Origin of the sequence: Nocardia alba NBRC 108234 (assembly GCF_001612665.1) — a bacterium.
GTDB classification, from domain to species: Bacteria; Actinomycetota; Actinomycetes; order Mycobacteriales; family Mycobacteriaceae; genus Nocardia; species Nocardia alba.
Genome location: NZ_BDAX01000008.1, coordinates 18,733 through 45,639, shown reverse-complemented (window position 1 = coordinate 45,639; position 26,907 = coordinate 18,733). Strand labels below are relative to the sequence as shown.

Annotated in this window: 5 protein-coding genes; 3 read left to right on the top strand and 2 right to left on the bottom strand. The window is 71.0% G+C overall.

What is annotated here, in order from left to right:
- Nucleotides 1-52: 52 nt before the first annotated feature.
- Entirely contained in the window at nt 53-23,050 is a 22,998-nt protein-coding gene (locus NA12_RS10210) for a non-ribosomal peptide synthetase (protein ID WP_067448726.1), read from the top strand.
- 295 nt (nt 23,051-23,345) lie between these two features.
- Nucleotides 23,346-24,674: a M16 family metallopeptidase gene (locus tag NA12_RS10205; protein WP_132369761.1), complete on the top strand. Its 1,329-nt coding sequence runs from the start codon at nt 23,346-23,348 to the stop codon at nt 24,672-24,674.
- A 12-nt stretch (nt 24,675-24,686) separates the two neighbouring features.
- On the opposite strand, the gene NA12_RS10200 is transcribed toward NA12_RS10205, so the two are convergent.
- On the bottom strand, nt 24,687-25,043 hold the full coding sequence (locus tag NA12_RS10200) for an ArsR/SmtB family transcription factor (RefSeq protein ID WP_067448724.1): 357 nt from the start codon (nt 25,041-25,043) through the stop codon (nt 24,687-24,689).
- A 107-nt stretch (nt 25,044-25,150) separates the two neighbouring features.
- On the opposite strand from NA12_RS10200, the gene NA12_RS10195 reads away from it, so the two are divergent.
- Entirely contained in the window at nt 25,151-26,344 is a 1,194-nt protein-coding gene (locus tag NA12_RS10195; protein ID WP_067448880.1) for an MFS transporter, read from the top strand.
- A 43-nt stretch (nt 26,345-26,387) separates the two neighbouring features.
- Here the strand turns inward: NA12_RS10195 and NA12_RS10190 are convergent, their stop codons facing one another.
- Complete coding sequence (locus tag NA12_RS10190) at nt 26,388-26,783, bottom strand: VOC family protein (RefSeq protein ID WP_067448722.1); 396 nt, start codon at nt 26,781-26,783, stop codon at nt 26,388-26,390.
- Nucleotides 26,784-26,907: the final 124 nt, after the last annotated feature.

Sequence of the window (26,907 nt, the reverse complement as noted above, 5' to 3'; positions counted from 1 at the left end):
TTTGTGCGGCCGCGTGGCGTTACCCGCGGCCGGTAATGGAAGGCAGTGTGCGATGACCAACCCCACTCCGGCGCGCGCGGAAACGGAGCAGCTGGCGGCGCTGGTGGCGACGGTCGCGACGATGGACTCGGCGCGAATCGCGGTCGAATTCGACGGTGCCGCGGTGTCCTACGCCGATCTCGACGCCCAGCTCACGCTGATGGCCGAGCTCACCGGTGGGGCGCTGGACGCGGACACGCTCGTGCAGGTGGTGCTCGCCGAGCTGTTCCCCGGCGTGGTCGATGCCGCCGAGGGGACCTTCGGCGCGCTGCTGGATTCGCTGGCGGGTGACGCGATGGCGGCGCTGGGGATGGTGGAGGTGGCCGCGGCGACACTGGTCGACCGGTTCGCCGAGCAGGCGGCGCGCACGCCCGACGCTGTCGCGGTGCAGTACGGGGACCGCACGCTGACCTACGCGCAATTCGATGCCAGGGTGCGGGTGCTGGCGGCGCGGTTGGTCGAGGCGGGTGTCGGGCCGGAGGCCCTGGTCGGGTTGGCACTGCGGCGCGGTATCGAGCTGGTCGTCGCGGTGCATGCCATCGTGCGGGCCGGCGGTGCGTACGTGCCGCTGGACCCCGATCACCCGGTGGACCGGTTGCACTACGTGCTCGAGGTGGCGCGGCCGGTGGTGGTCGTGACGCGGGTCGGCGACGAGCCCGACCTCAACGGCGTGCCGGTGCTGCGCACCGATGACATCGACTGGGACGCGGTGCCCGGCGAGGTGGCGTCCGGGGTGCGGGCCGACAATACGGCCTACGTCATCTTCACCTCCGGGTCGACGGGTCGGCCGAAGGGGGTGGCGGTCACCCACGGGGCGATCGTGGCGAACCTGGATTGGCGCCAGCGCTGCTACGGCATGACCGATGCCGATGTGGTGGTGCAGAAGACGCCCTTCACCTTCGATGTCTCGGTGTGGGAGTTGTTCTGGCCTTTACAGATCGGCGCTCGGCTGATCGTCGCCGAGCCGGGGCGCCACGGTGATCCCGCGTACCTGGCCGCGCTGATCGCGCGGCATCGGGTCACCGTGACCCACTTCGTGCCGTCGATGCTGGCCGCGTTCGTCGGTGACGTGGACCCCGAGGTGGATCTGTCGTCGTTGCGGCTGGTGTTCGCCTCCGGCGAGGCGCTGCCCGCCGCTACCGCCGCTCGGCTGCGCGCGTTGTCCTCGACCGCGCTGCACAACCTGTACGGGCCCACCGAGGCGGCGGTCGACGTCACCGCGCACGAGGTGACTCCCCTCGACGAGGTGTCGGTGCCGATCGGTGGTCCCGCCGACGACACCGGACTGCTCGTGCTCGACGAGAATCTCGATCGAGTGCCTGTCGGGGTCGTCGGCGAGCTGTATCTGTCGGGTGTGCAGTTGGCGCGTGGCTACGTGGCGCGGCCGGGGCTCACCGCGGATCGGTTCGTCGCCGATCCCCACGGCGGGCCCGGTGAGCGCATGTATCGCACCGGTGATCTGGTGCGGGAGTCGCGTGGTGAGCTGGAATACCTGGGGCGCACCGATTTCCAGGTGAAGTTGCGTGGTCTGCGGATCGAGCTGGGGGAGATCGAGGCCGTGTTGGCCGCGCATCCCCGCGTCGGGAACGCGGCGGTGGTGCTGCATCGGCACGCCGCCGGTGAGGCGCTGGTCGGCTATGTGGTGAGCGTGGACGGCGCGGTCCTCGACGCGGCCGAGCTGACCGAGCACGCCAAGGCGTCGGTGCCCGAGTACATGGTGCCCTCGCTGCTGGTGCAGCTGGACGCGATGCCGATCAACGCCAGCGGAAAGCTGGATCGGAAAGCGTTGCCGGAGCCTGACTTCCGCGCCGCTGCCGCCGAGTTCCGGGAGCCGCGCACGGCGACCGAACGCACTGTCGCCGCGTTGTTCGCCGAACTGCTCGACGTGGACGTGGTCGGGTTGGACGACGATTTCTTCCGACTCGGCGGAAACTCGCTGATCGCCACTCGCGCCATCGGTCGCTTGCAGGCGAATTTCGGAGTGCGAGTGGATGTTCGCGACTTCTTCGACAGTCCGACCGTCGCCGTGCTCGCGAAACTGGTCGAGGGCGGAGTGGTCGATGATCGGCCCGCGCTCGTCGCCGGCCCGCGACCCGAGGTGGTGCCGCTCTCGCCCGCGCAGCAGCGGATGTGGTTGCTGAACCGGTTCGATCCGGAGACCGGGGCGTACAACATCCCGATCGCGGTGCGGTTGTCGGGCGCGCTGGATCGGGATGCGTTGCGGGCGGCGGTGGGTGATCTGATCGCGCGACACGAGGTGCTGCGCACGGTGTATCCCGATGTCGACGGGGTGGGCACCCAGCAGGTGCTCCCAGTGGACGCAGCACTGGAATTGCTTGCAGCCGAGCTGCATTCGAGCAGAGTTGCCGCCGACAGCAATGCCGCCGACAGTGCGGCCGCGAACAGCGCGGGTACCGACAGCGCAGGTGCCGACAGCGTGGGTGCCGCTGATATCCACGCCACCGAGTCTGGGGCGCTGCTCGATGCCGTCAGCATCAGCGCCGAGAAGCTCGCGGAGGTATTGGCGGGCGTTATTCTGCGCGGATTCGACGTCACCGCCGCGCCACCGGTGCGCGCGCGGCTGTTCGAGGTCGACGGTGATCACGTGTTGGTGCTGGTGGTGCATCACATCGCCGCCGACGGCTGGTCGGCCGGACCGCTGGTGCGCGACACGATGACCGCCTACTACGCGCGCGCGGAAAATGCGGTGCCGCAATGGAATCCGCTGCCGGTGCAGTACGCCGACTACACCCTGTGGCAGCGTGCCGTCCTGGGCGCGGAGGACGACGCCGACTCGCGGGCCGGACGCGAGATCGCGTTCTGGCGTGACTGCCTGGCCGGACTGGCCGATGAGTCGAGCCTGCCGACCGACCGGCCTCGGCCCGCCACCGCCTCGATGCGGGGACGGCGAGTCGCGTTCGAGCTCGACGCCGACCTGGTCTCGGCGCTGAACGAGGTCGCCGCGGCACAGGGCGCGACGTTGTTCATGGTGCTGCACGCGGCGCTGTCGGTGCTGATCGCGCGCCTGTCCGGCGATGCCGATGTGGCGATCGGCACCCCGGTCGCCGGGCGCGGCGCCGCCGAACTCGACGACGTCATCGGCATGTTCGTCAATACCGCCGTGCTGCGCACCCAGGTGCGTGGCGGCGAACCGTTCGCCGACCTGCTCGGCCGCGTCCGCGCCGGGGATCTGGCCGCCTTCGACCACACCACCCTGCCGTTCGAGCGGCTCGTCGAGGTGCTCGCGCCGACCCGATCGGCCGGTCGTCATCCGCTGTTCCAGGTGGCGTTGTCGCTACAGAACCTGCCGCCGACGACCTTCGAACTGCCCGGGCTGCGCGCCGCCGCCGTCGACCTGCCCTACGACATCGAGAAGTTCGATCTCTCGCTGACCCTGCGTGATTCCGCGGCCATGGGTCTGTCGGCCGAATTCTCCTACGCCACAGATCTCTTCGATGAACCGACCATCGTAGGTATGGCCTCGCGCCTGACCGGTCTGCTCACCGCGATCGCCGCCGCCCCACAGACCCCGGTCGCCGACCTCCCGCTACTGATCGACACCGAACTCGCCGATCTGACTGCCCGCACCGGCGGCCCGTCGACGCCCGCTCCGCTGCTGCCGCAGGTGCTCGCCCGCGCGGCCGCCGACCCCGCCGCGATCGCCATCCGCGACGGCGCCCGCACCCTGACCTACGGCGAGCTCGACGCCGCCTCCACCCACCTGGCCGCCCGCCTCACCGATCTCGGCGTCGGCGCGGGTGACCTGGTGGCCGTGAGTATTCCGCGTTCGGCCGCCTCGATCACCGCGATCTGGGCCGTCGTGAAGTCGGGCGCGGGCTTCCTTCCGGTCGATCCGAGCTACCCCGCCGACCGCATCGCCCACATGCTCGCCGATTCCGGTGCGGCGGCGGGCATCACGATCGAGGCGGTCCGGTCGGATCTGCCGGCCACGGTGAACTGGCTCGTGCTCGATGGCAACGCGCCTGCGGCAGACCTCGATGCGGCAGATACCCGTACGGCCAGTGGCGGCCGGGTGGGTCGACGGGCGGTCGATCCACTGGATCCCGCGTACGTCATCTACACCTCCGGCACCACCGGTCTGCCCAAGGGCGTGGTGATTCCGCACGGCGCGGTCGCGGCGTATCTGCCCGTCCAGGCCGGGCGGTACCTGGCCGCCGCCGACGCGCGCGTGCTGCACGTGGCGTCGCCGTCGTTCGACATCTCCGTGGCCGAGCTGCTGCTGACCGTGACCGAGGGGGCGACGATGGTCATCGCGCCCGCCGGGGTGTTCGGTGGGGCCGAGCTGGGGGAGCTGTTGCGGGCCGAACGGGTGACCCATGTGGCCATCACGCCGTCGGCGCTGGCGACCGTGCACCCGGAGGGTCTCGACCAGCTGCGGATGGTGGTGGTCGGTGGCGAGGCGTGCCCGCCGGAACTGGTGGCACGGTGGACCGCCGCGATCCCGGGTCTGACCTTCCGCAACGGCTACGGGCCGACCGAGACGACCATCGTCACCAATATCAGCGAACCGCTCAGCGCCACCACCGCGATCACCCTCGGCGCGCCGGTGGAGGGCACGACCGAACTGGTGCTCGACGAGCGGTTGCGGCCGGTGCCCGCCGGGGTCGTCGGTGAGCTGTACATCGCCGGTGCGCAGCTGGCGCGCGGCTACCACCGCAGGCCCGCGCTCACCGCCGGACGGTTCGTCGCCCATCCCTTCGGCGCGCCCGGCGAGCGGATGTATCGCACCGGTGACACGGTGCGCTGGGTGCGGCGCGCGGGCTCGTTCGATCTGGAGTACTTGGGCCGCAACGACTTCCAGGTGAAGGTGCGCGGTTTCCGGATCGAACTCGGCGAAATCGACGCGGTCCTCGCCCGCCATCGAACGGTCGACTTCGCCGCCACCGTCGGGCACCGCACCGATGCGGGCGCGACCCTGCTGGTCTCCTATGTGGTGCCCGTGGCCGGTGCCACGGTCGACGCCGCGACGCTCATCGCGCACACCGCCGCGCACCTGCCCGCGCACATGGTGCCCGCCGCGGTCGTCGCGCTCGCGGCCGTGCCGCTGACCCCCGTCGGCAAGCTCGACCGGGCGGCGCTGCCCGCGCCGGTGTTCGATACCGCCGTCTACCGGGCCCCGGTTACCGTGGCCGAGCACGTGGTGGCCGCCGCGTTCGCCGAGGTCCTCGGACTCGACCGGGTCGGTCGCGACGACGACTTCTTCGACCTGGGCGGCAACTCGCTGCTCGCCACCCGGTTGATGGCGCGCATCGGTACCGACCTCGGCATTCGCCTGCCCGTCCGCCAGCTCTTCGACACCACGACGGTGCGGGCGCTGGCCTCGGCCGCCGACCGGCTGCGCGGCACCGACACCGGCCCCGCGCTGGCGGCGCGAACCCGACCCGATTCCATTCCGCTCTCGCCCGCCCAGCAGCGCATGTGGTTCCTCAACCGCTTCGATCCCGGCTCGGCCACCGACAACATCCCGATGGCCGTCCGGCTCACCGGTGCGCTCGACCTCGCCGCGCTCCGGGTCGCGATCGTCGACGTGCTGGACCGGCACGAGGTCCTGCGCACTCGCTACCCGGAGCGCGACGGCAACGCCATCGCCGAGATCCTTCCGGCGACCGGCCTCATTCCCGAGGTCCACCCTCGTATCGTGGACGCGGCCGACCTCTCCGACGCGGTGCGGACCTTCGCCGCCACCGGTTTCGACCTCACCGTCGATGCCCCGATCCGCGCGTCGCTGCTGCGTGTCACCACGGGCGCCGCGCTGGAGCATCGCGCACTCGAGCGTGGCGGTGCCGATGGGCAGGCCGTCGTGGCGGACCCTACGGAGTCCGCCGACGCTGAGTATGTGCTGGTCATCGTGCTGCACCACATCGCGGCCGATGGCTTCTCGTTCGGGCCGTTGATCCGTGACGTGCTCACCGCGTACGGGGCGCGGGCCGCCGGCGCCGCACCGATGTGGGCGCCGTTGGACGTGCAGTACGCCGACTACGCCGTGTGGCAGCACGAGGTGCTCGGCGCGGTGGACGACCCGGAATCGGTTGCGGCGAAGCAGCTCTCGTTCTGGCGTGGCGCGCTGGCCGGGGCGGCGGAGCAGCTGGAACTGCCCACCGACCGAACCCGCCCCGCGGTGGCTTCTCGGCGCGGTGCGATGCACGGCGTGCAGATCGATGCCCCCACCCATCGAGCGCTGGCGGAATTGGCTCGCGCGCACGGCATCACGGTGTTCATGGCCGCGCACGCGGTGTTCGCGGTACTGCTGGCGCGGCTGTCGGCGACCACCGATATCGCGATCGGCACGCCGGTCTCTGGCCGTGGTGAACGCGCGCTCGATGATCTCGTGGGCATGTTCGTCAACACCCTCGTCCTGCGCACCGAGGTGACACCCGAGACCTCGTTCACCGACCTTCTCGCCCGGGTCCGCGAGACGGACCTCGCCGCCTTCGGCCACGCCGATGTGCCGTTCGAGCGTCTGGTCGAGGTTCTCGATCCGGTCCGCTCCACCGCCCGGAATCCGCTGTTCCAGGTGATGCTGTCCCTCAACGAGGACACCCCGAGCGTCCTCGCCCTGCCCGGCCTCACGGTCGCCGGGTTCGACCTGCCCACCGGTGTGGCCAAGTTCGACCTGGAGCTCACCCTCACCGAACACCGCGACGACAACGGTGCGCCCACCGGCATCTCCGGCGCCTTCCTCTACGCCACCGATCTGTTCGACGCCACCACCGTCGCGGTGTTCGCCGCCCGCCTGGACCGCGTGCTCACCGCGGTTCTCGCCGATCCGACCCGCCCCGTCGGCGACCTCGACATCCTCGACCCCGCCGAGCGGACCCAACTTCTGACCACCTGGAACCGCACCGCCACCGACAGCACGCACACGGCCACGCTCGCCTCGCTCTTCGCCGACCGCGTGGCCGCCGCCGCGCAGGCGATCGCCGTGGTCGTCGACACGGACACCGCAACGGCAGGCACCGATGACCTGGACGTGGCGGATCGCGCGGGCGAGGCAGCCGGGAACGGCGCCCGAGTCGCGGACGGCACGTCCGGCGGTGTCGCGAGCGCGATCTCCCGGCTCGAAGACGCGGCAGTCGACGCGATCGCCGCGCACCGAGCCGGAGTCGCGGCCGCCGAAGTGCCCGCACGGGGCGCTGTCGATTCCCGCGCAGCGGTGGAGCTTTCGTACGCGGAGTTCGGTGGGCGAGTCGCGCGCTTGGCCCGGTACCTGATCGGGCTCGGGGCGGGCCCCGGCTCGCTGGTCGCGGTGGCGATGCGCCGTGGGCTCGAGCAGGTGGTCGCGGTCCACGCGGTGCTGGTCGCCGGGGCGGCGTATGTGCCGGTGGATCCGGACCATCCGGCCGAGCGGACCGCCGCTGTGCTGGCGCAGACGGCACCGGTCTGTGTGCTGACGGTCGCGGGCAGCGGTATGACGGTGGGGGAGTCGGTGCTCGACGTCGACGCACTCGACCTGTCCGCGCTGTCCGGCGACCCGATCACCGATGCGGAACGGGTGGCTCCGCTGCGCCCGGAGCACCTCGCGTATGTGCTGTTCACCTCGGGTTCGACCGGCAAGCCCAAGGGCGTGGCCGTGCCGCACAAGGCCGTGGTGAACCAGCTGCGGTGGTTGCAGGAGCGTTATCCGCTCGACGCCGACGATGTGGTGTTGCAGAAGACCCCGTTCACCTTCGACGCGTCGGTGTGGGAACTGCTGTGGCCCTTGCAGGTCGGGGCCCGGCTCGTGCTCGCCACCGCCGACGGGCATCGTGATCCGGCGTACCTGGCGGACGCCACCGTGCGCCATCGGGTGAGTGTGGTCCAGTACGTACCGTCGGTACTGGCCGCGGTGATGGCCGAACCCGTTTCCCGGCAGTCGGATTCGCTGCGCCTGGTCTTCGCCGGCGGTGAAGCGCTGACATCGGACCTGGCGCGACGGGTGCGCACGGCGACCGGCGCGCGGGTGGTCAACCTGTACGGTCCGACCGAAACCGCCATCCAGGTCACCACCCACGAGGTCGGTGACGAACCCGGCGCCACGGTGCCGATCGGCGCACCGGTCGCCGATACCCGTGTGTACGTGCTGGATTCGCGACTGCGTCCGGTCCCGGCCGGTGTCGCGGGCGAGCTGTATGTGGCGGGCGCACAGCTCGCCGACGGGTATCACGGCCGTACCGATCTCACCGCCGAACGTTTCGTGGCCGACCCCTTCGGCACGGGCGAGCGCCTGTACCGCACCGGCGACCTGGTCACCTGGCGCACCGGCCCCGACGGACCGGCGCTGCACTACTTGGGCCGCACCGACTTCCAGGTGAAACTGCGTGGCCTGCGCATCGAGCCCGCCGAGATCGAAGCGGCGATCGCCACGGTTCCCGGCGTCGGTCGGGTCGTCGTCCTGGTCCGGTCGGACACGGGCAGGCCCGACCAGCTCGTCGCCTACATCGTCCGCGCCGCCGAAACCGTCGACCGCACTGACGACATCGACTCCGGCGACGGCCCTGCGATGCACGCGGCGGGCGTCGCGCCGATGGATTCGGAACTCGACTACTCGGTGGTGCCCACCGCCGCCGACCTCGACGCGGCGGTCGCCGCGACCCTGCCCTCCTACATGGTCCCGGGCGCCTACATCTTCCTCGACGCCTTGCCCGTCAACGCCTCCGGCAAGCTCGATCGTCGGGCACTGCCCGCGCCCTCGGCCCGCCGGCTCGACTACCGGGAGCCCGCGACAGCCACCGAGCGGATCGTCGCCGCGACCTTCGCCGGGGTGCTCGACCTCGACCGGGTGGGCGCCGGTGACGACTTCTTCGCGCTCGGCGGCAACTCCCTGCTGGCGACCCAGATCGCCGCGCGCCTCGGCGCCGCCCTCGATGCCAGGGTGCCGGTACGGGAACTGTTCGAGGCGAGCACGGTCGACGCGCTCGCCGTGCGGCTGGACGCGCTGCGCGGTACCGGCAGTCGGCGCGGCCCGGTGGCGGGCCGACGGCCGGCACGGATTCCGCTCTCGCCCGCTCAGCAGCGGATGTGGTTCCTGCATCGCTTCGATCCGGACTCCGCCGCCTACCACATTCCGGTCGCGATCCGGCTGCGCGGCGAGCTGGACACCGCCGCGCTGCGTGGCGCGCTGGGTGATCTGATCGCCCGGCACGAGACCCTGCGCACCACCTATCCCGAATTCGACGGGCAGGCAACCCAGCTCGTGGGGCCGGCGTTCGTTCCCGAGCTCGCCGTCGCCGAGGTCGCCGCTGACGACGTGGCACCGGCGGTGGTCTCGGTCCTGGACGGTGCTTTCGACATCACCACCGAGGTACCGGTGCGCGCCGCCCTGCTGCGGGTCGCCCCCACCGAACACGTGCTGGTGCTCGTCGTGCACCACATCGCCGCCGACGGCTGGTCGATGGGTCCACTGACCCGGGATCTGGTGGCCGCCTACGCCGCACGCGCCACCGGCGCGCGGGCGCAGCTGCCCGCGCTGGCGGTGCAGTACGCCGACTACGCGCTGTGGCAGACCGAAGGGCTCGGCAGCGCCGACGACCCGGACGCGCCGCTGGCCCGCCAGCTCGACTACTGGACGGGTCGACTCGCGGGCCTGCCCGACGTGCTCACTCTGCCTGCCGACCGGCGCAGGCCGCTGATCGCGTCCAACCGGGGCGCCACCTTCACCACCACGCTCGGCGCCGACCTGCATCGCGGGATCGAGGAGCTGGCGCGCACGCACCGCGCCACGCCGTTCATGGTGCTGCACGCGGGGCTCTCGGTGCTGCTCGCGCGCCTGTCGACCGGCACCGACATCGTGGTCGGCACGCCCGTGGCCGGGCGCGGGCATCGCGAACTCGACGACATCGTCGGCATGTTCGTCAATACGCTCGTGCTGCGCGCACGGGTGCGGCCCGGCGCGCGTTTCAGTGAGCTGCTCGACGAGGTCCGGGCCGACGATCTCGATGCCTTCGACCATGCCGACGTGCCGTTCGAGAGCCTGGTCGACGCGCTGAATCCGGCTCGCTCACAGGGGTATTCGCCGCTGTACCAGATCTCGTTGGCTTTGCAGAACCAGCGGGTGACCGCCTTCGAACTGCCCGGTCTCACCCTGTCGGGGTTGACCATGCCGGACGCGCCGATCGAAGTGGATCTGGACTTCACCTTCGTCGATCGATTCGCCCCCGACGGCGCGCCCAACGGCCTCGACCTCGAATTGCGCTACGCCACCGATCTTTTCGACGCCGACACCGTAGCGGCCATGGTCGCGATGCTCGAGCGGGTGCTGGGTGACGCGGTCGCGGCCCCCGACACCGCGGTCGGCGACCTCGCCCTGCTCGCCGACCCCACGGCCGCCACGCTGCCCGTGCGACACCACGGTGAGGTGGTGCCGCTCGACAGCGGACTCGCGGAACTGGGCCTGCGCGCCCCACTCGCCGCGCACCTGCTCGATGCCGCGGCCGCGCGAGATCCCCACGCCGTGGCGGCGATCTTCGAAGGCACCGAGATCGGCTACGGCGCGCTCGCCGCGAGAGCGAATCGGTTGGCCCGCAGGTTGATCGACTGCGGCGTCGGGCCGGAAACGCCGGTGGCCGTGGCTGTTCCGCGCGGCATCGAGCTGCTGGTGGTGCTGCACGGCGTACTCGCCGCCGGTGGCGTGTACGTGCCGATCGATGCGAGCCAACCCGCCGAGCGCATCGCGCATGTGCTGGCGACCACGGCACCCCGGCTGGTCGTCGTCGCGTCGGCCGGTGATCTCGACCATGTGGACGGCGTCGTCCGATCCGCCACGGCCTCGGTGCATTTCGCCGCCGCGTCGCGTTCCGGGCTCGCGGTGCTGACCGTCGCCCAGCTCGAGGACACAGCCCAGGAGTCGGTGGCGGTGAATCCGATCACCGACATCGAGCGCCTCGCGCCGCTGCGCCCCGAGCACCCGGCGTATGTGCTGTTCACCTCCGGCTCCACCGGCACGCCGAAGGGCGTGCTGATCTCGCATCGCGCCGTGCTCAACGAGATCTGTTGGCTACGTGGCGAATACGACATGACGGCGGCGGATCGCTTCCTGCAGCGCGCGCCCCTCACCTTCGACGTCTCCCTCTGGGAACTGCTGGCCCCCGCGCTGCTCGGCGCCCCGCTGGTGCTGCTGCGCCCCGGCGGGCACCTCGACCTGGAATATCAGGCGCGGGTGGTGCGTGAGCAGGGCATCACCATTCTGGAACTCGTGCCCTCGGTACTGGCCGCGATGCTCGCCGAAGGGCTCGGCGGCGAGCTGAGCGGGCTGCGCATGCTGCACGTGGGCGGCGAGGAACTGCCCGCCCCGCTCGCGGCCGCCGTGCTCGCGGCGATCCCCGGCGAGCTGCACAACACCTACGGCCCCACCGAAGTGGCCATCACCAGCACCTTTCAGCAGATCACGGCCCCGGTCGAGCAGACCGAACTGCCCATCGGCAGGCCGACCTGGAACGTGCGCGCCTACGTTCTCGACGAGCGCCTGCACCCGGTCCCCGGCGGCGTCGCGGGAGAGCTGTATCTCGCGGGCGACCAGCTGGCCCGCGGCTACCTCGGCCGGCCGGATCTGACCGCCGACCGCTTCGTCGCCGACCCGTTCGGCGCCGACGGAACCCGGATGTACCGCACCGGCGACCTCGTTCGCCGCGATCGCGACGACGCACTGGTCTACCTGGGCCGCAACGACTTCCAGGTGAAGATCCGTGGCCTGCGGATCGAGCTGGGCGAGATCGAGGCCGCGCTCGGCACCGCGCCGGGCGTCACCCACACGGCCGTGCTGCCCGCTACCGACGACGCCGGGCGCCAGTGCCTGGTCGGGTATGTCGCCGGTGTGGTGGACAGCGTGGCGGTGCGTGCGCACGTCGCGGGCCGGGTGCCCGCGTACATGGTGCCCGCGCACCTGGTGGTGCTCGACGCTGTGCCGCTCAACTCGTCGGGCAAACTCGATCGGTCCGGGCTGCCCGCCGCAGACCTGTCCGTCACCGCCGAGTACGTCGCGCCGCTACCGGGTGCCCAGACCGCGCTCGCCGAGGTGATCGGTGAGCTGCTCGGAGTGGCGCGTATCGGCGCCACCGACGACTTCTTCGCCGTCGGCGGCAACTCGCTGCTCGCGATGCGGCTGGTCGCCCGGGCCAACGCGGCGCTGGGCAGTGCGCTGGACGTGCGCGATGTGTTCGACGCGCCGACCGTCGCCGGACTCGTCGAGCGGGCGGGCGCAGGCCGCGAGCTGACCTTGCCGCTGACCGTCGTGCGACCGCGACCGGACCGAATCCCGTTGTCGCTGGCCCAGACCCGGCTGTGGTTGCTGAACCGGATCGACCCCGAATCGGCCGTCTACACCCTGCCGATCGCGTTGCGCCTGACCGGTGTCCTCGACACCGACGCGCTGTGGGCGGCGCTGGCCGATGTGCTCGACCGGCACGAATCGCTGCGGACGGTCTTCCCCGAGGACGCCGACGGCCCGACCCAGGTGGTCCTTCCCGTCGACGCGGTGCTGCCCGCCGCCGTCGTGCGCGAGGTCGCCGAGGACGAGCTGGCCGTCGCCGTGCGCGACGTCGTCGGCGAGAGCTACGACCTCACCACCCAGCCGCCGCTACGCGCCGCGCTGCTGCACCGCGCAGCACACGACGAACCCGCTGGGTCGTCCGAGCCGGAGCACGTGCTGGTGTTGGCCGTGCATCACATCGCCGCCGATGGCGTGTCGACGACACCGCTGGCACGCGATCTCATCACCGCCTATGCCGCGCGCGCCGCGGGGACCGCTCCGGTGTGGGCGCCGTTGCCCGTGCAATACGCGGATTTCACCCTGTGGCAGCGTGGCGTGCTCGGCGACGCGAACGACCCGCAGTCGCGGCTGGCGCGTCAGTCGGCGCACTGGCGGGCCGAATTGGCCGGGATCGCACCGGTTCTCGATCTGCCCACGGATCGGGCTCGGCCCGCCGCGCGCACCGGTGCGGGCGGATCCGTCGGGTTCGAGGTGCCCGCCGATGTCGTGGCGGGGATCGAGACGCTGGCCCGCAGGCACGGGGTGTCCACGTTCATGGTGGTGCACGCGGCGTTCGCGGTGCTGCTGTCCCGGCACGGCGCGGGCACGCAGGTGCTCGTCGGCACCCCGGTCGCCGGGCGCGCCGATGCCGCGCTCGACGACCTCGTCGGCATGTTCGTGAACACACTCGTGCTGCGGACGGCGGTCGACGCGAGCGCCGGGTTCGCCGCGCTGCTCGCCGAGGTGCGGGCGGCCGATCTGCGTGCCTTCGCGCACGCCGACCTACCGTTCGAACAGCTCGTCGACGAGCTGAATCCGGTGCGCTCCACGGCGTATTCGCCGATCGTGCAGGTGATGCTCGCGTTCGAACATCGCGAGGACACCACCCTGGAACTGCCGGGGCTGCGCGTCGACGAGTTCGCGTTGCCCGCGGCGACCACCCAGTTCGATCTGTCGCTGGCGATCAACGAAACCGTCGGCGCCGCAGGCGAACCCGGTATGCGCGGGTGGCTGCGCTACGCCACGGATCTGTTCGATGTCGACACGGTGGCATCGTTGGGTGCGCGGTTCGTGCGGATACTGAGCGCCGTCGTCGCCGACGACAGCATCGCGGTCGGCGAGATCGAGCTGCTGACCGCCGCCGAGACCGCGCAGCTCGCGGCATGGAACGACACCGTGGCCCCGCTCGACACCGACGCGACGCTGGTCTCGATGTTCGCCGTGCAGGCCGCGCGTACTCCCGACGCGGTCGCCCTCGAGTTCGAGGGGCAGCGGATCACCTACGGCGAGTTCGGGTCTCGGGTCGCTCGCCTGGCGCGCTGGCTGATCGCCCAGCGGGTCGGGCCCGGCGCGGTCGTCGGGGTCGGGCTGCCGCGCGGCATCGACCTGCTGGTCGCCCTCTACGCGGTGCAGGCCGCGGGCGCCGCCTACCTGCCGCTGGATCCCGACCACCCGGCCGACCGGATCGCCGACGTCCTGGCGAGCGCGGCCCCGGTCTGCGTGCTGGCCGCCGCAGGGTTCCCCGCGACCAGATCGAGCACAGTTTCCTCTGCCGCGCGGATCGAGCCGGACACGAGCGTTGTCGAGCCCGGTATCCGTGTGGCCGAGCGAGGCACGCGCGTGGTCGAGTCCGACCCGCGTGTGGTCGAGTCCGGCACCGGTGTGGTCGATCCGGGCACACTCGACCTGTCAGGTTTCGCGAGCGACCCGGTGACCGATGCCGAGCGGATCCGGCCGTTGCGCGGCGCGGACCTGGCCTACGTGCTGTTCACCTCCGGCTCGACCGGCAAGCCCAAGGGGGTCGCGGTCACCCATACCGCGATCGTCAACCGCCTGGTCTGGATGCAGGACGCCTACCGGCTCGACGCGGCCGACACCGTGCTGCAGAAGACGCCGATCACCTTCGATGTGTCGGTGTGGGAACTGTTCTGGCCCTTGCAGATCGGCGCCACCCTGGTGATCGCCCGGCCCGACGGGCATCGGGATCCCGCCTACCTGGCCGAGCTCGTCACCCGTACCGGTGTCGGCGTGGCGCATTTCGTGCCGTCGATGCTGGCGGCGTTCCTTGCCGAGCCGCGCGCCGTGGAGTGTGTGTCGCTGCGGCAGGTGTTCGCCTCCGGTGAGGCACTGCCCGCGGCCGACGCCCAACGTCTGCGCGCGCTGATCCCCGGTGTCGCGGTGCACAACCTGTACGGGCCCACCGAGGCCGCGGTCGACGTGAGCTTCCACGAGGTCACCGACGCCGACACGGTCACGGTGCCGATCGGCGCCCCGGTGGCCAACACGGCCCTGCACGTGCTCGACGCTCGTCTTCGCCCCGTTCCCGTCGGCACACCGGGCGAGCTGTATCTGGCCGGTGTCCAACTGGCCCGCGGGTACCTCGCCCGTCCCGACCTGTCCGCCGACCGCTTCGTCGCCAACCCGCTCGGCGCCCCCGGCGCGCGCATGTACCGCACCGGCGATCTCGTGGTCCGGACCCGCTCCGGTGAACTGGAATACCTGGGCCGCACCGACTTCCAGGTGAAGCTGCGCGGTCTGCGCATCGAACTCGGCGACATCGAAACGGTCCTCACCGGTCTCGACGCCGTCGAACGAGCAGTGGTCACCGTGCGCGACGACGGCACCGGCGACTACCTCACCGCCTACCTGCTCGCTGCCGCGCCGCTCGATCTCGGCGCGGTGAAAGCCGCGCTCGGGCAGGCACTGCCCGCCTACATGGTGCCGAGCGCGTTCGTGGTGCTCGACGGGTTCCCGCTCAATTCCTCGGGCAAGCTCGATCGGCGGGCCCTGCCCGCGCCGACAGTGCTCGCGCGGGAGTTCCGCGCTCCCCGCACACCGTCCGAGCAGTTGGTGGCCGGTGTCATCGCCGAGGTGCTCGGTGTCGAGGCGGTCGGTGCCGAGGACGACTTCTTCGACCTGGGCGGCAACTCGCTGATCGCGACCCGGGTCGCGGCGCGGCTCGGGGCGAGTTTGCACCGGCAGGTGCCGGTGGCCCGGATCTTCGAGTCACCGGTGGTGGCCGCGTTGGCCGCTGCGCTCGAGGGCGAGCACGGCGCGGCGCGACCGGCGCTGGTGGCGGGGGAGCGGCCCTCGTCGATTCCGCTCTCGCCCGCTCAGCAACGCATGTGGTTCCTCAACCGGTTCGATCCGGAGTCGGCCGGCTACAACGTGCCGATCGCGGTGCGACTGCGCGGCCTGCTCGACCTCGACGCGCTCGCCGCCGCCGTGGACGATCTCATCGGCCGGCACGAAGTGCTGCGCACCTACTACCCCGAGTCGGCCGACGGCCCGGTGCAGCGGATCCTGCCCGCCGCCGAAGCCGGTGTGGCACTGCGTGTTACCGATCTGGCCGCGGCGCGGATCGTGGCCGAGGTGACGGCGCTGGCCGCCACCACCTTCGACGTCACGGCGGGGGTGCCGTGGCAGGTGGTGCTGTATCGGATCAGCGCCGATGAGGCTGTGCTGGCCATGGTCGTGCACCACATCAGCGCCGACGGTTCGTCGATGCCGCCGCTGGTGCGCGATCTGATGACGGCCTACCTCGCGCGCCGCGACGGCGCGGCGCCGCAGTGGACGCCGTTGCCGGTGCAGTACGCCGACTACGCGCTGTGGCAGCGCGCGGTGCTCGGCGACGAAGCCGATCCCGACTCGGTGGCCGCCCGCCAGCTCGACTTCTGGCGCGGCGAACTCGCCGACCTGCCCGATGAGCTGGCGTTGCCGCTGGACCGACCGCGCCCGGCGGTACGGACGCTGGTCGGCGGCACCGTGCCGGTGACCCTGGACGCCGACACCCATGCCCGGCTCAGCGCGCTGGCCAGGGAATCCGGGGCCACGGTGTTCATGGTCGTGCACACCGCGTTCGCGGCACTGCTCGGTCGACTGACGGGCAGCGCCGACATCACCGTCGGCACGCCGGTGGCCGGGCGCGGTGCGGCCGCGCTCGAGGATCTCATCGGCATGTTCGTCAACACGCTGGTCTTCCGCACGCGCCTGCGGGCCGGAGAGTCGTTCCAGCAGTTGCTGATTCGCCAGCGCGCGACCGACCTGGCCGTCTACGCCAACGCCGAGGTGCCGTTCGAACGTCTCGTCGAGGTGCTCGACCCGGCCCGCTCCACCGCCCGGCATCCGCTGTTCCAGGTCGGCTTCTCGTTCCAGAACTTCGAGCGCGCCGAGCTGGCCCTGCCCGGCATCACGGTGTCGGGACTTGACACCGACAACGAGCTGTCGCAATTCGACCTGCACCTCATCGTCAGCGACGAGTACACCGCCGACGGTGCGGCCGCGGGCATCACCGGCGTTCTCACCTACGCCCACGATGTGTTCGACGCCGAGACCGCCGTCGCGATCGCCGGACGGCTCGAACGCCTGCTCGCCGCGGTCGCCGCGGCGCCGCACGCACCGTTGGATTCGGTCGAGGTGCTCGAACCGGTCGAGCGGACCCGCATCCTCACCGAGTGGAATGCGACCGACTACGAGATCGACCGCACCGCAACGCTACTCGCCCCGTTCCACGCGCGGGTTCGGGCGAATCCCGAGGCGACCGCGCTCGTGTTCGACGACGTCGAGCTCACCTACGCCGAACTCGACAACCGGGTCAACCGCCTGGCGCGGCACCTGATCCACCAGGGCGTCGGCCCCGACGCCCTGGTGGGGCTCGCCATCCGGCGCTCCACCGAACTCGTCGTCGCCATGTACGCGGTCCTCACCGCGGGCGGGGCGTATGTGCCGATCGACCCGGACCACCCGGCCGAGCGGATCGCTCGCATCCTCGACACAGCCCGACCGCACCTGGTCCTCACCACCGCGGCGGACGAATTCGACGGTTCGATAGCGGTCGACGTCGCCGACTCGGCGTTCCGGTCGATCGGTAGCGATCAGGGTGCGTCGACCCCTGGCGTCGGGACCGGGACAGAGGGTTCGGGGACGGCCAGGCCGAGCGGGGTCGTCGTGCTCGACGACGTGGACACCGCTCGTTACCCGGGTCATCCGGTCGCGGATGTCGAACGGCTTGCCCCCCTGCGGGATTCGAATCTCGCCTACGTGCTGTTCACCTCCGGCTCGACCGGCGTCCCCAAGGGTGTGGCGATGAGCCATGCCGGAATTCGCAACCAGATCGCCTGGCTCATCGAGCAGTACGACCTCGACGACGACGATCGGTACCTGCAGAAGTCCGCGGCCGGGTTCGACCTGTCGGTCTGGGGCTACTTCGCACCGCTCGCGGCGGGCGCGACCCTGGTGCTCGCCACCCCGGACGGGCACCGCGACCCGCTGTACCTGGCCGAACTGGTCGCCGCGCGGGGCATCACCGTCGTCGATTTCGTGCCGTCGATGCTGGCGATGTTCGCCGCGCACGCCGAGGCCGAGCAGCTGGCCGGACTGCGGCTGGTGCTCGCGATCGGTGAAGCGCTCACGCCCGAGCATGTGGGTGCGTTGCGCGCGAAATCGAGTGCGGTGGTGCACAACCTGTACGGCCCGACCGAGGCCGCCGTCTCGGTGACGGCCTGGCCCGCCGAAGGCGCGACGGGACAGACCGTGCCCATCGGTGTGCCCGAGGGGAATTCGCGCGTGTACGTGCTCGACGAACGACTGCGCCCGGTCGCGCCGGGCGTCGCCGGTGAGCTCTACCTGGCGGGCGAGCAGCTCGCTCGCGGGTACCTCGGCCGCACGGGGCTCACCGCGGACAGGTTCGTCGCGGACCCGTTCCTCGGCGCCGATGCGCACTCCGGTCCGGACGGTGACGGTCCCGACCGAGGTCGCCGGGGCGGACGCATGTACCGCACGGGCGACCTGGTGAAGTGGACTCGCGACGGGGTACTGGTCTATCTGGCGCGCATCGACTTCCAGGTGAAGTTCCGCGGTCAGCGCATCGAGCTGGGCGAGATCGAGTCCGCGTTGCGCGGCGTGGACGGAGTCAGCCAGGCGGCGGCGGTCGTCGCGGCGAGCGCGACCGGTGACCGGCTCGTCGGTTACGCGGTGCCCGTGCCGGGCGTCGCGCTGGATGCCGCCGCGCTGCGGTCCGCCGTGGGTGCGGTGCTGCCGTCGTACATGGTGCCGTCGGTGATCGTCGTGCTCGACGCGTTCCCGGTCAACACCTCCGGCAAGCTCGACCGCACGGCGCTGCCCGCGCCGGAATTCGTGGCACGCCCGTTCCGGGCACCGGTCGACGCGGCCCAGCGGGCGGTGGCCGAGGTGTTCGGTGCCGTCCTCGCGCGCGAGCGGGTCGGGCTCGACGACGACTTCTTCGAACTCGGCGGCAACTCCCTCATCGCGACCCGGGTCGCCGCCCGTCTCGGCGCGGCCATGGCCACCCGGGTGCCCGTGCGAACCCTGTTCGAGGCGAGCACCGTGGCCGACCTGGCCGCCGTGCTCGCGGCCACCGCGGGCAGCGGCGCGGGGATCGCCCTGACCGCGGGCGAACGACCGGCGCGGATCCCACTGTCGGCGGCCCAGCAGCGCATGTGGCTGCTCAACCGCCTCGATCCCGAGTCCGCCGCGTACAACATCCCGATCGCGGTGCGGCTCACCGGCGACGTCGACGCCGACGCGCTGGCCGCCGCGGTCACCGATGTGCTCGACCGGCACGAGGTGCTGCGCACGGCCTACCCCGCCTTGGACGGGATCGGACACCAGGCGGTGTGGGAGTTCGTGCCGACACCGGTGGTGGAGACCGTCGACCCCATCGCGGTACCAGCCATCGTGGCGGCCGAGATCGGGCGCGGCTTCGATGTCACCCTCGCGCCGCCGGTGCGGGTCCGCGTATTGCGCTGCGCGGCGGACGAAGTGGTGTTGGTCGTGGTGATCCACCACATCAGCGCCGACGGGTTCTCCGCCGGGCCACTGCTGCGCGACACCACTGTCGCCTACCTCGCCCGGCGCGCGGGGACCGCACCCGCGTGGGCGCCGCTGCGCGTGCAGTACGCCGACTACACGCTGTGGCAGCGCGCGGTGCTGGGCAGCGAGGACGACACCGAGTCGGTCGCCGCGCGGCAACTGCGATTCTGGCGCACCGAACTGGCCGGACTGCCCGGGCTGCTCGAACTGCCCGCAGACCGCCCACGGCCGGCCGCCGCCTCGCATCGTGGCGCCAGAATCGACACCGTGGTGCCGCGGCGGGTCTGGCAGCGGGTCGCGCAGGTGGCCCGTCGCGCCGACGTGAGCGAGTTCATGGTGGCCCACGCCGCGCTGGCGGCGTTGCTCGCCCGGCTCAGCGGCACCGGCGATATCGCGATCGGCACCCCGGTGGCGGGGCGCGGCGAGCAGGCCCTCGACGATCTGGTCGGCATGTTCGTCAACACGCTGGTGCTGCGCACCCGGGTCGACCCCGCCGTCTCGTTCGCCACGCTGCTGCGCGAGACCGGGCGGGTGGACCTGGATGCCTTCGAGAACGCACAGGTGCCCTTCGAACGACTGGTCGACGTGCTCGACCCGAACCGCTCGACCGCGCACAGCCCGCTGTTCCAGGTGATGCTGGCCTTCCAGAACCTGGCCGCGAACCCCGCCGAGGTGGTCCTGCCCGACCTCACCGTGACCGGACTGGACGCCGACGCCGCCATCGCCAAGTTCGACCTCGATCTCGTCCTGACCGACACCGACGACGGCGGCTGCGCGGTGAGCCTGACCTACGCCACCGATCTGTTCGACGCGGCGACGGCCGCCCGCATCACCGACGGCTTCGTGCGGGTGCTCGACGCGGTCACGGCGAACCCGGCAGCGACGGTCGGTGACATCGACCTGCTCACCGACAGCGACCGCCGGACACTCGAGAACTGGTGTGACACCGCGCATCCGGGTAGCGACGCGCGGGGGATCGCGGCCGCATCTGAGGAGATGCCGGGTGCGGGCGATACGGCGTGGGCAGGCACGGCCGGCGTGCTGCCGACAGCGTTCGATCGCCGAGCCGCCGCGACACCTGATTCCGTCGCGCTCGTCGACGGTGACACAGTGCTCACCTACGCCGAATTCGCGGCGAGGGTGAACCGGCTCGCACGCCATCTGATCGAACACGGTGTCGGGCCCGATCACTCGGTGGCGGTGGCGATTCGGCGCTCGGCCGACTTGCTCGTCGGTCTGTACGCGGTGCTGGCGGCGGGCGGTACCTACGTGCCGATCGATCCGGATCACCCGGCCGAGCGGATCACCCGTGTCCTGCGGATCGCGCAACCGGTCTGTGTGCTCACCACCGGCGGCGACGCCACCGACCTGCCGCTGCGCGGGCACGAGGTGATCGCGCTCGACACCGTCGATCTCGCGGGTTTCGCGGTCGCGCCGATCGCTGACGCCGAGCGGGTGTCGCCGTTGCTCCCGGAACACACCGCGTACGTGATCTTCACGTCCGGATCGACCGGCCTGCCCAAGGGCGTCGGGGTCGCGCACCGCGCGATCGTGAACCAACTCGATTGGCTGGCACAGCAGTTCGGTGTCGCCGCCGGTGACACCGTGCTGCACAAGACGCCGATCACCTTCGACGCCTCGATCTGGGAGCTGTTGCTGCCGCAGCGAGTGGGCGCCCGCACTGTCATCGCCCGGCCCGGTGGGCACGGGGACCCGGCCTACCTGGCCGCACTGATCGCCGAACATCGGGTCGACACAGTGCAATTCGCCCCGACCCTGCTCGCGGCCTATGTGGCGCACGTGCGGGAGGCGGCGACCGAAGGCAACGGCACCGCGCCCGCGACGCTGCGGCGGGTGTTCGCCGGTGGCGAGGCATTGCCCGCCGCGCTGGCACAGCAGGTGCGCGCCCTGACCGGCGCGCAGGTGGTGAACCTCTACGGGCCGACCGAGACCACGGTGCAGGTGAGTGCTCACCGGGTGACCGATGACGATGTCGTCACGGTGCCGATCGGCACGCCGGTGTGGAATACGGGCCTCTACGTGCTCGATGCCAGGATGCGTCCGGTACCGCCCGGGGTGACCGGTGAGCTGTATGTCGGTGGCGCGCAACTCGCGCACGGCTACATCGGGGCCGCCGAACTCACCGCGGAGCGGTTCGTCCCGAATCCGTTCGGCGTGCCCGGTGCGCGGATGTACCGCACCGGCGACCTCGTTCGTCTGCGTGGCACGGACCGCGCGGCACTGGAATACGTCGGTCGCGCCGATCTACAGGTGAAGCTCAACGGCCAGCGCATCGAACTCGGCGAGGTCGAAGCCGCGCTGGGTCGGCAGCCGGGGGTCGCGCAGGCCGCGGCCGCCGTGGTGGCCGGGGTCGGCGCCGATCGGCTTGTCGCCTACGTGGTGACATCGCGCGACCACGAGTTCGACGCAGATCCCGGTGCCCGAGTTGGATTCGCGGCTGATGCCGTTGCGACACAGGGTGGTTCGATATTCGACGCCGCCGCGCTACGGGCAGCGCTCGCCACGGAACTGCCCGGATATCTGGTGCCCGCCGTGGTGCTCGAGCTGGATGCGTTGCCCGTGAACGCCTCCGGCAAACTCGACCGCGACGCCCTGCCACGTCCGCAACTGCGCCGCGCGAGCTACCGGGCGCCGATCACGGAGACCGAACGGCTTGTGGCGGGCGCGTTCGCCGCGGTCCTCGGGCTCGACCGGATCGGCATGGACGACAACTTCTTCGATCTCGGCGGCAACTCGCTCACCGCGGTCCAGCTGTCGTCGCGACTGAGCGAGGCGCTGGGCCACGCGGTGCCGGTGGCCTGGTTCTTCACCGACCCGACGCCCGCCGTCGTCGCGCAACGGCTGCGCGCCGACGACTCGGGCGACGACTCGGGCGACGACGCTTTCGCGGTGCTGCTCCCGCTGCGCGCGGGCGGCACCGGTGCGCCGCTGTTCTGCATCCATCCCGTCGGCGGGGTGTCCTGGTCGTTCGCCGGACTGGCGCGCCACCTCGCACCGCAGCGCCCGATCTACGGTCTGCAATCGCCTGCCCTCACCGCCGACGAACCGCTGCCCGCCACGATCGAGGACTGGGCACGCCGCTATATCGCCGCCATCCGCGAGGTACAGCCGGAAGGGCCGTACCACCTGCTCGGCTGGTCGCTGGGTGGGCTGCTGGCCCACGCCGTCGCCACCGGTCTGCAAGCCGACGGTGACCAGGTGGCGCAGCTGGCCATGATGGACAGCTGGCTCGGCGACGGACCGGAGGACACCTCGATGCCCACCGTCGGCGACCTGCTCGGCGGGCTGGCCGGCACCGATCTCGCGTTCGACGCCGACGGCCTCGCCGCCGCGGCCGCGGATCTCGGCGGACCGCTGGCGGCACTCGATCGCGGGCGCATCGCCCGCATCATCGACGCCGCCACCGCCTCGATGGGGATGGTCGACGACTACCGGCCGCGTCGCTTCGACGGTGACCTCGTCTACTTCGCCGCCGCCGTCGACGACCCCAGCGGTTCGCGCGGCGCGGCGAGTTGGGTCACCGCCGTCGACGGTGTCGTCCACCGGTACCGCATCGACGCCACGCACTGGGCGATGGCGGGCGAGGCCGCGCTGGCCGCGATCGCGAGTGTCCTCGACGGATCAGGTACGCACGGGCTCGTGGGCCGGGACCCGGCCTCGAGGGCCGATGCGCGGGCGGGGGCGATGGGCGCATAGAATCGCGGAGCCGGCCGTCGCGCCTGCTGCGGCGCACGATGAGGCACTACGCGCACGTCGCCGGCTCCCGTTCGAGAGGTCGAGGAACCATGCCAGCACAGCCGTCCGGTGGGATCGGGTGACGAGGTCCGAGCACATCGAATCGCGAACCTGGCCCCATGAGGACAACGTCGTCGAGGATCGGGTGACGAGGTCCGAGCACATCGAGGATCGGGTGACGAGGTCGAAGTACGTCGAAGCGCGGACCGAGTCCGGGGAGGACACTGTTGTCGAGGATCGGGTGGACAAGCCGAAGTTGACCGAATCGAATATCGAATCCGCTGACGATGTCCAAGCCGGTGGGGTGCGCCGCACCGTGCTCCCCGGCGGCCTTCGCGTGGTCACCGAACACGTACCCGCGGTGCGCTCGGCGTCCATCGGGGTGTGGGTAGGGGTCGGATCACGCGACGAGGGCCCCACCGTGGCCGGCGCCGCGCACTTCCTCGAACACCTGCTGTTCAAGGCGACCCCGACGCGGACCGCTCTGGATATCGCGCAGTCCATGGACGCGGTCGGCGGCGAACTCAACGCGTTCACCGCCAAGGAACAGACCTGCTACTACGCCCATGTCATCGACGAGGACCTGCCGCTCGCGGTCGACCTCGTCGCCGATGTGGTGCTCAACGGGCTGTGCCGCGCGGTCGACGTCGACGTGGAACGCCAGGTGGTCCTGGAAGAGATCGCGATGCGCGACGACGACCCCGAGGACCTGGTCGCCGACTCCTTCCTCACCGCGATGTTCGGCGACCACCCCATCGGGCGCCCGGTCATCGGCAGCGTCGAATCCATCGAGAACATGCAGGCCGCCCAACTGCGCGGGTTCCACCAGCGCCGCTACCGGCCCGAGCGCATGGTCGTGGCGGTGGCGGGCAATGTGACCCACGATCGGGTGGTGGAGTTGGTGCGGCGCGCGTTCGGACCACACCTGGACACCGCCGCCGAACCCGCGCCGCGCCGCGAAGGCAAGTTCCGCGCTCAGGGCGCCCCCGGCCTGATCAGGATCAACCGCGACAGCGAACAGACCCACCTCGCCTTCGGTGTGCGAGCGTTCGGCAGGCACGAAGGCCAACAGCGCTGGCCGCTGTCGATCCTCAACACCATCGTCGGCGGCGGGCTGAGTTCGCGCCTGTTCCAACGTATTCGGGAAGAACGCGGCCTGGCGTACTCGGTGTACTCGAGTGTCGACACCTTCGCCGACACCGGCGCGTTCTCGGTCTCGCTCGGCTGCCAGCCCGAAAACCTCGGCCAGGTCACCACCTTGGCGCGCAACGTGCTCGACGAGGTCGCCGCCAATGGTGTCACCGATGCCGAATGCGCAAGGGCCAAGGGCTCTTTGCGCGGCGGGCTGGTGCTGGGCCTCGAGGACTCGGCCTCCCGGATGAACCGCATCGGCCGCAGCGAACTCAGCTACGGCAACCACCGCAGTGTCTCGGCGACGCTGGCGCGCATCGACGCGGTCACCACCGACGAGGTCAGCGAGATCGCCCGCACACTGCTCGCCCGCCCCTACGGTGCTGCCGTGTCGGGTCCGTACCAGCGCACCCGCGAGCTGCCCGCCTCGGTACGAAAGCTCGTCGAACGCTGAGTGATTCGGCCGTCACCGGTCGTCGCGGTCGGGCTCGCCGGGCGCGTCGGCCCGGTTGGCGGCATCGACGATCGACGGGAGCAGGCCGGGCAGGGCGTGCTCGACCGCCTCGGCGCGCAGCCGCTGGAAGGTCTGGCCGTCGATGGTGAGGCGCTCGATCAGGCCCGCTTCACGCAGGATCTTGAAGTGGTGGGTCGCGGTGGACTTGTTGATCGCGTCGTAGAGCGCCGCGCAGCGGATGGGGGCGGCCGCGTTGCTCAGGCGCCGCACCATTTCCAGCCGGACGGGGTCGTGCAGGGCGCCGAGGACAGTGGGGAGCGGGGCGACCGGTATGGTCGGCGCCGGGGAAAGGTCTTTAGTCTGAGTCATGAGTTACCTCACTCGAGGGTTCGATAGTCATCATACTCGGCGTAGCCTGAACCTCGTTCGATGGTTATCAAACTCTGCTGATGGGGGCTGCTGTGGCAGCGACAACGATGGCGCCGGTCGAAGCCGGACAGCGCTGGGCGTACGGGCTCGTCCTGGCCGCGACCGCGGTGGCGCTCGGGGTTTCCGGCGCGCCCGCTCCGCTCTACGGGATCTATGAGACCGAGTGGCATCTGTCGCCGCTGACCACGACCATGGTCTTCGCCGTATATGCCTTCGCGGCGCTGGGCGCGGTGCTGGTCTCCGGCCGGATCTCCGATGTCGTCGGCCGCAAGCCGGTGATGATCGGCGCCTTCGCCACCATGATCCTCGGGCTGGTCGTCTTCCTGCTCGCCGATTCGGTGCCGATGCTGTTGCTGGCCAGGGCGTTGCACGGGGCCGCCGTCGGCGCCACCGTCGTCGCGGGCGCCGCGGCGCTGCTGGACCTGCGGCCCGAGCATGGTGCGCGATCCGGGCAGCTCAGTGGCGTCGCGTTCAATGTCGGCATCGCGGTGACGGTCCTTGGCACCGCCGTCCTCGCGCAGTACGCGCCGTCCCCGCTGCGCACGCCGTACGTCGTGATCGCGGCGGTGTGCCTCGCCGCGGGGGTGGGCATCCTCGCGCTGCGTGAACCGCACACCACGCGAGTGAAGGCGCGCATCACCATCGCGAAGCCGTCTGTTCCGCACGAGATCAGGGCCGACTTCTGGTTCTCCGCCATCGGCGTGATGGCCGCCTGGTCGGTGCTGGGGGTGCTGCTGTCGCTGTACCCGTCGCTGGCCGCGGCGAAGACCGGCGTGCACAACCTGGTGTTCGGTGGCGTCGTCGTGGCGAGCACCGCGCTGTCGGCGGCCCTGGTCCAGCTGTTCGCCACCCGTATCCCGGCGCGCCGCGCCGCGGTGATCGGCGACCTGGGCATGGCCGCGGCGCTGCTGGCCACCATCCCGGCGCTGGCCACGAAACAGCCCGCGGTCGTGATCATCGCGGGGCTGGTGCTCGGCGCCACGTTCGGACTCGGTTTCGGCGGTTCGCTGCGCCACCTCGCCGAAGTCGTTCCGCACGATCGCCGCGGTGAGACCATGTCGGCCTACTACCTGCTGGCCTATTCGGCGATGGCGTTGCCGACGCTGGCAGCGGGCTGGGCGGCGACGACCTGGGGGATCGCGACAGTGTTCCCGTGGTTCATCGTGATCGTCTCGGTGGCGTGTGTCTGCGCCGCGCTGCTGGGAGTGCGCGGGACCAGAGCCGCCACGCGACCGGTATAGAACGACAGGCCGGTCCCGAGGGCATCGGGACCGGCCTGGGTGCTCACTGCGGCCAACCGCCGTACGGAACGGTGATCAGTTCCAGGAAGTGGCCGTTGGGGTCGAGGAAATAGACGCCGCGACCACCGTCGTTGTGATTGATCTCGTTGACCCCGTGTTGCTGAGGGTCGGCCCAATGGTCCAGCTGGTAGCGCTGGATCTTGGCGTAGGCCGCATCGAACTCGGGTTCGCTGACCAGGAATGCGTAGTGCTGCGGCTGGATCTCGGAAATGAACGGAGGCACCTTGGCGAAATCGAAGGCGGCACCGTGCGCGAGGGCGACCGGAATGAACGGCCCCCACTCTTTTCCAACGTCCAACCCGAGAATGTCCGCCCAGAACTCGGCGGTCTCCCGATTATCGTGACATCCGACAATGGTGTGATTGAACTGCACTGACAGTGGATTGCTCCTTGTTCGTGATGGCGCCGACCCTGGGCACGGTACGAGGCGGCCGACAGGAGCACCATCACCGAGATCGAGATTAGCGACAGATCCCGGAACCTGTAAAGGGCGCGCGCGGTAG

What these genes read in the sequence shown, in the direction of transcription:
- NA12_RS10210 (WP_067448726.1), top strand. Translation starts at nt 53, where the DNA reads ATGACCAACCCCACTCCGGCGCGCGCGGAAACGGAGCAGCTGGCGGCG.
- NA12_RS10200 (WP_067448724.1), bottom strand. Translation starts at nt 25,043, where the DNA reads ATGACTCAGACTAAAGACCTTTCCCCGGCGCCGACCATACCGGTCGCC.
- NA12_RS10195 (WP_067448880.1), top strand. Translation starts at nt 25,151, where the DNA reads ATGGCGCCGGTCGAAGCCGGACAGCGCTGGGCGTACGGGCTCGTCCTG.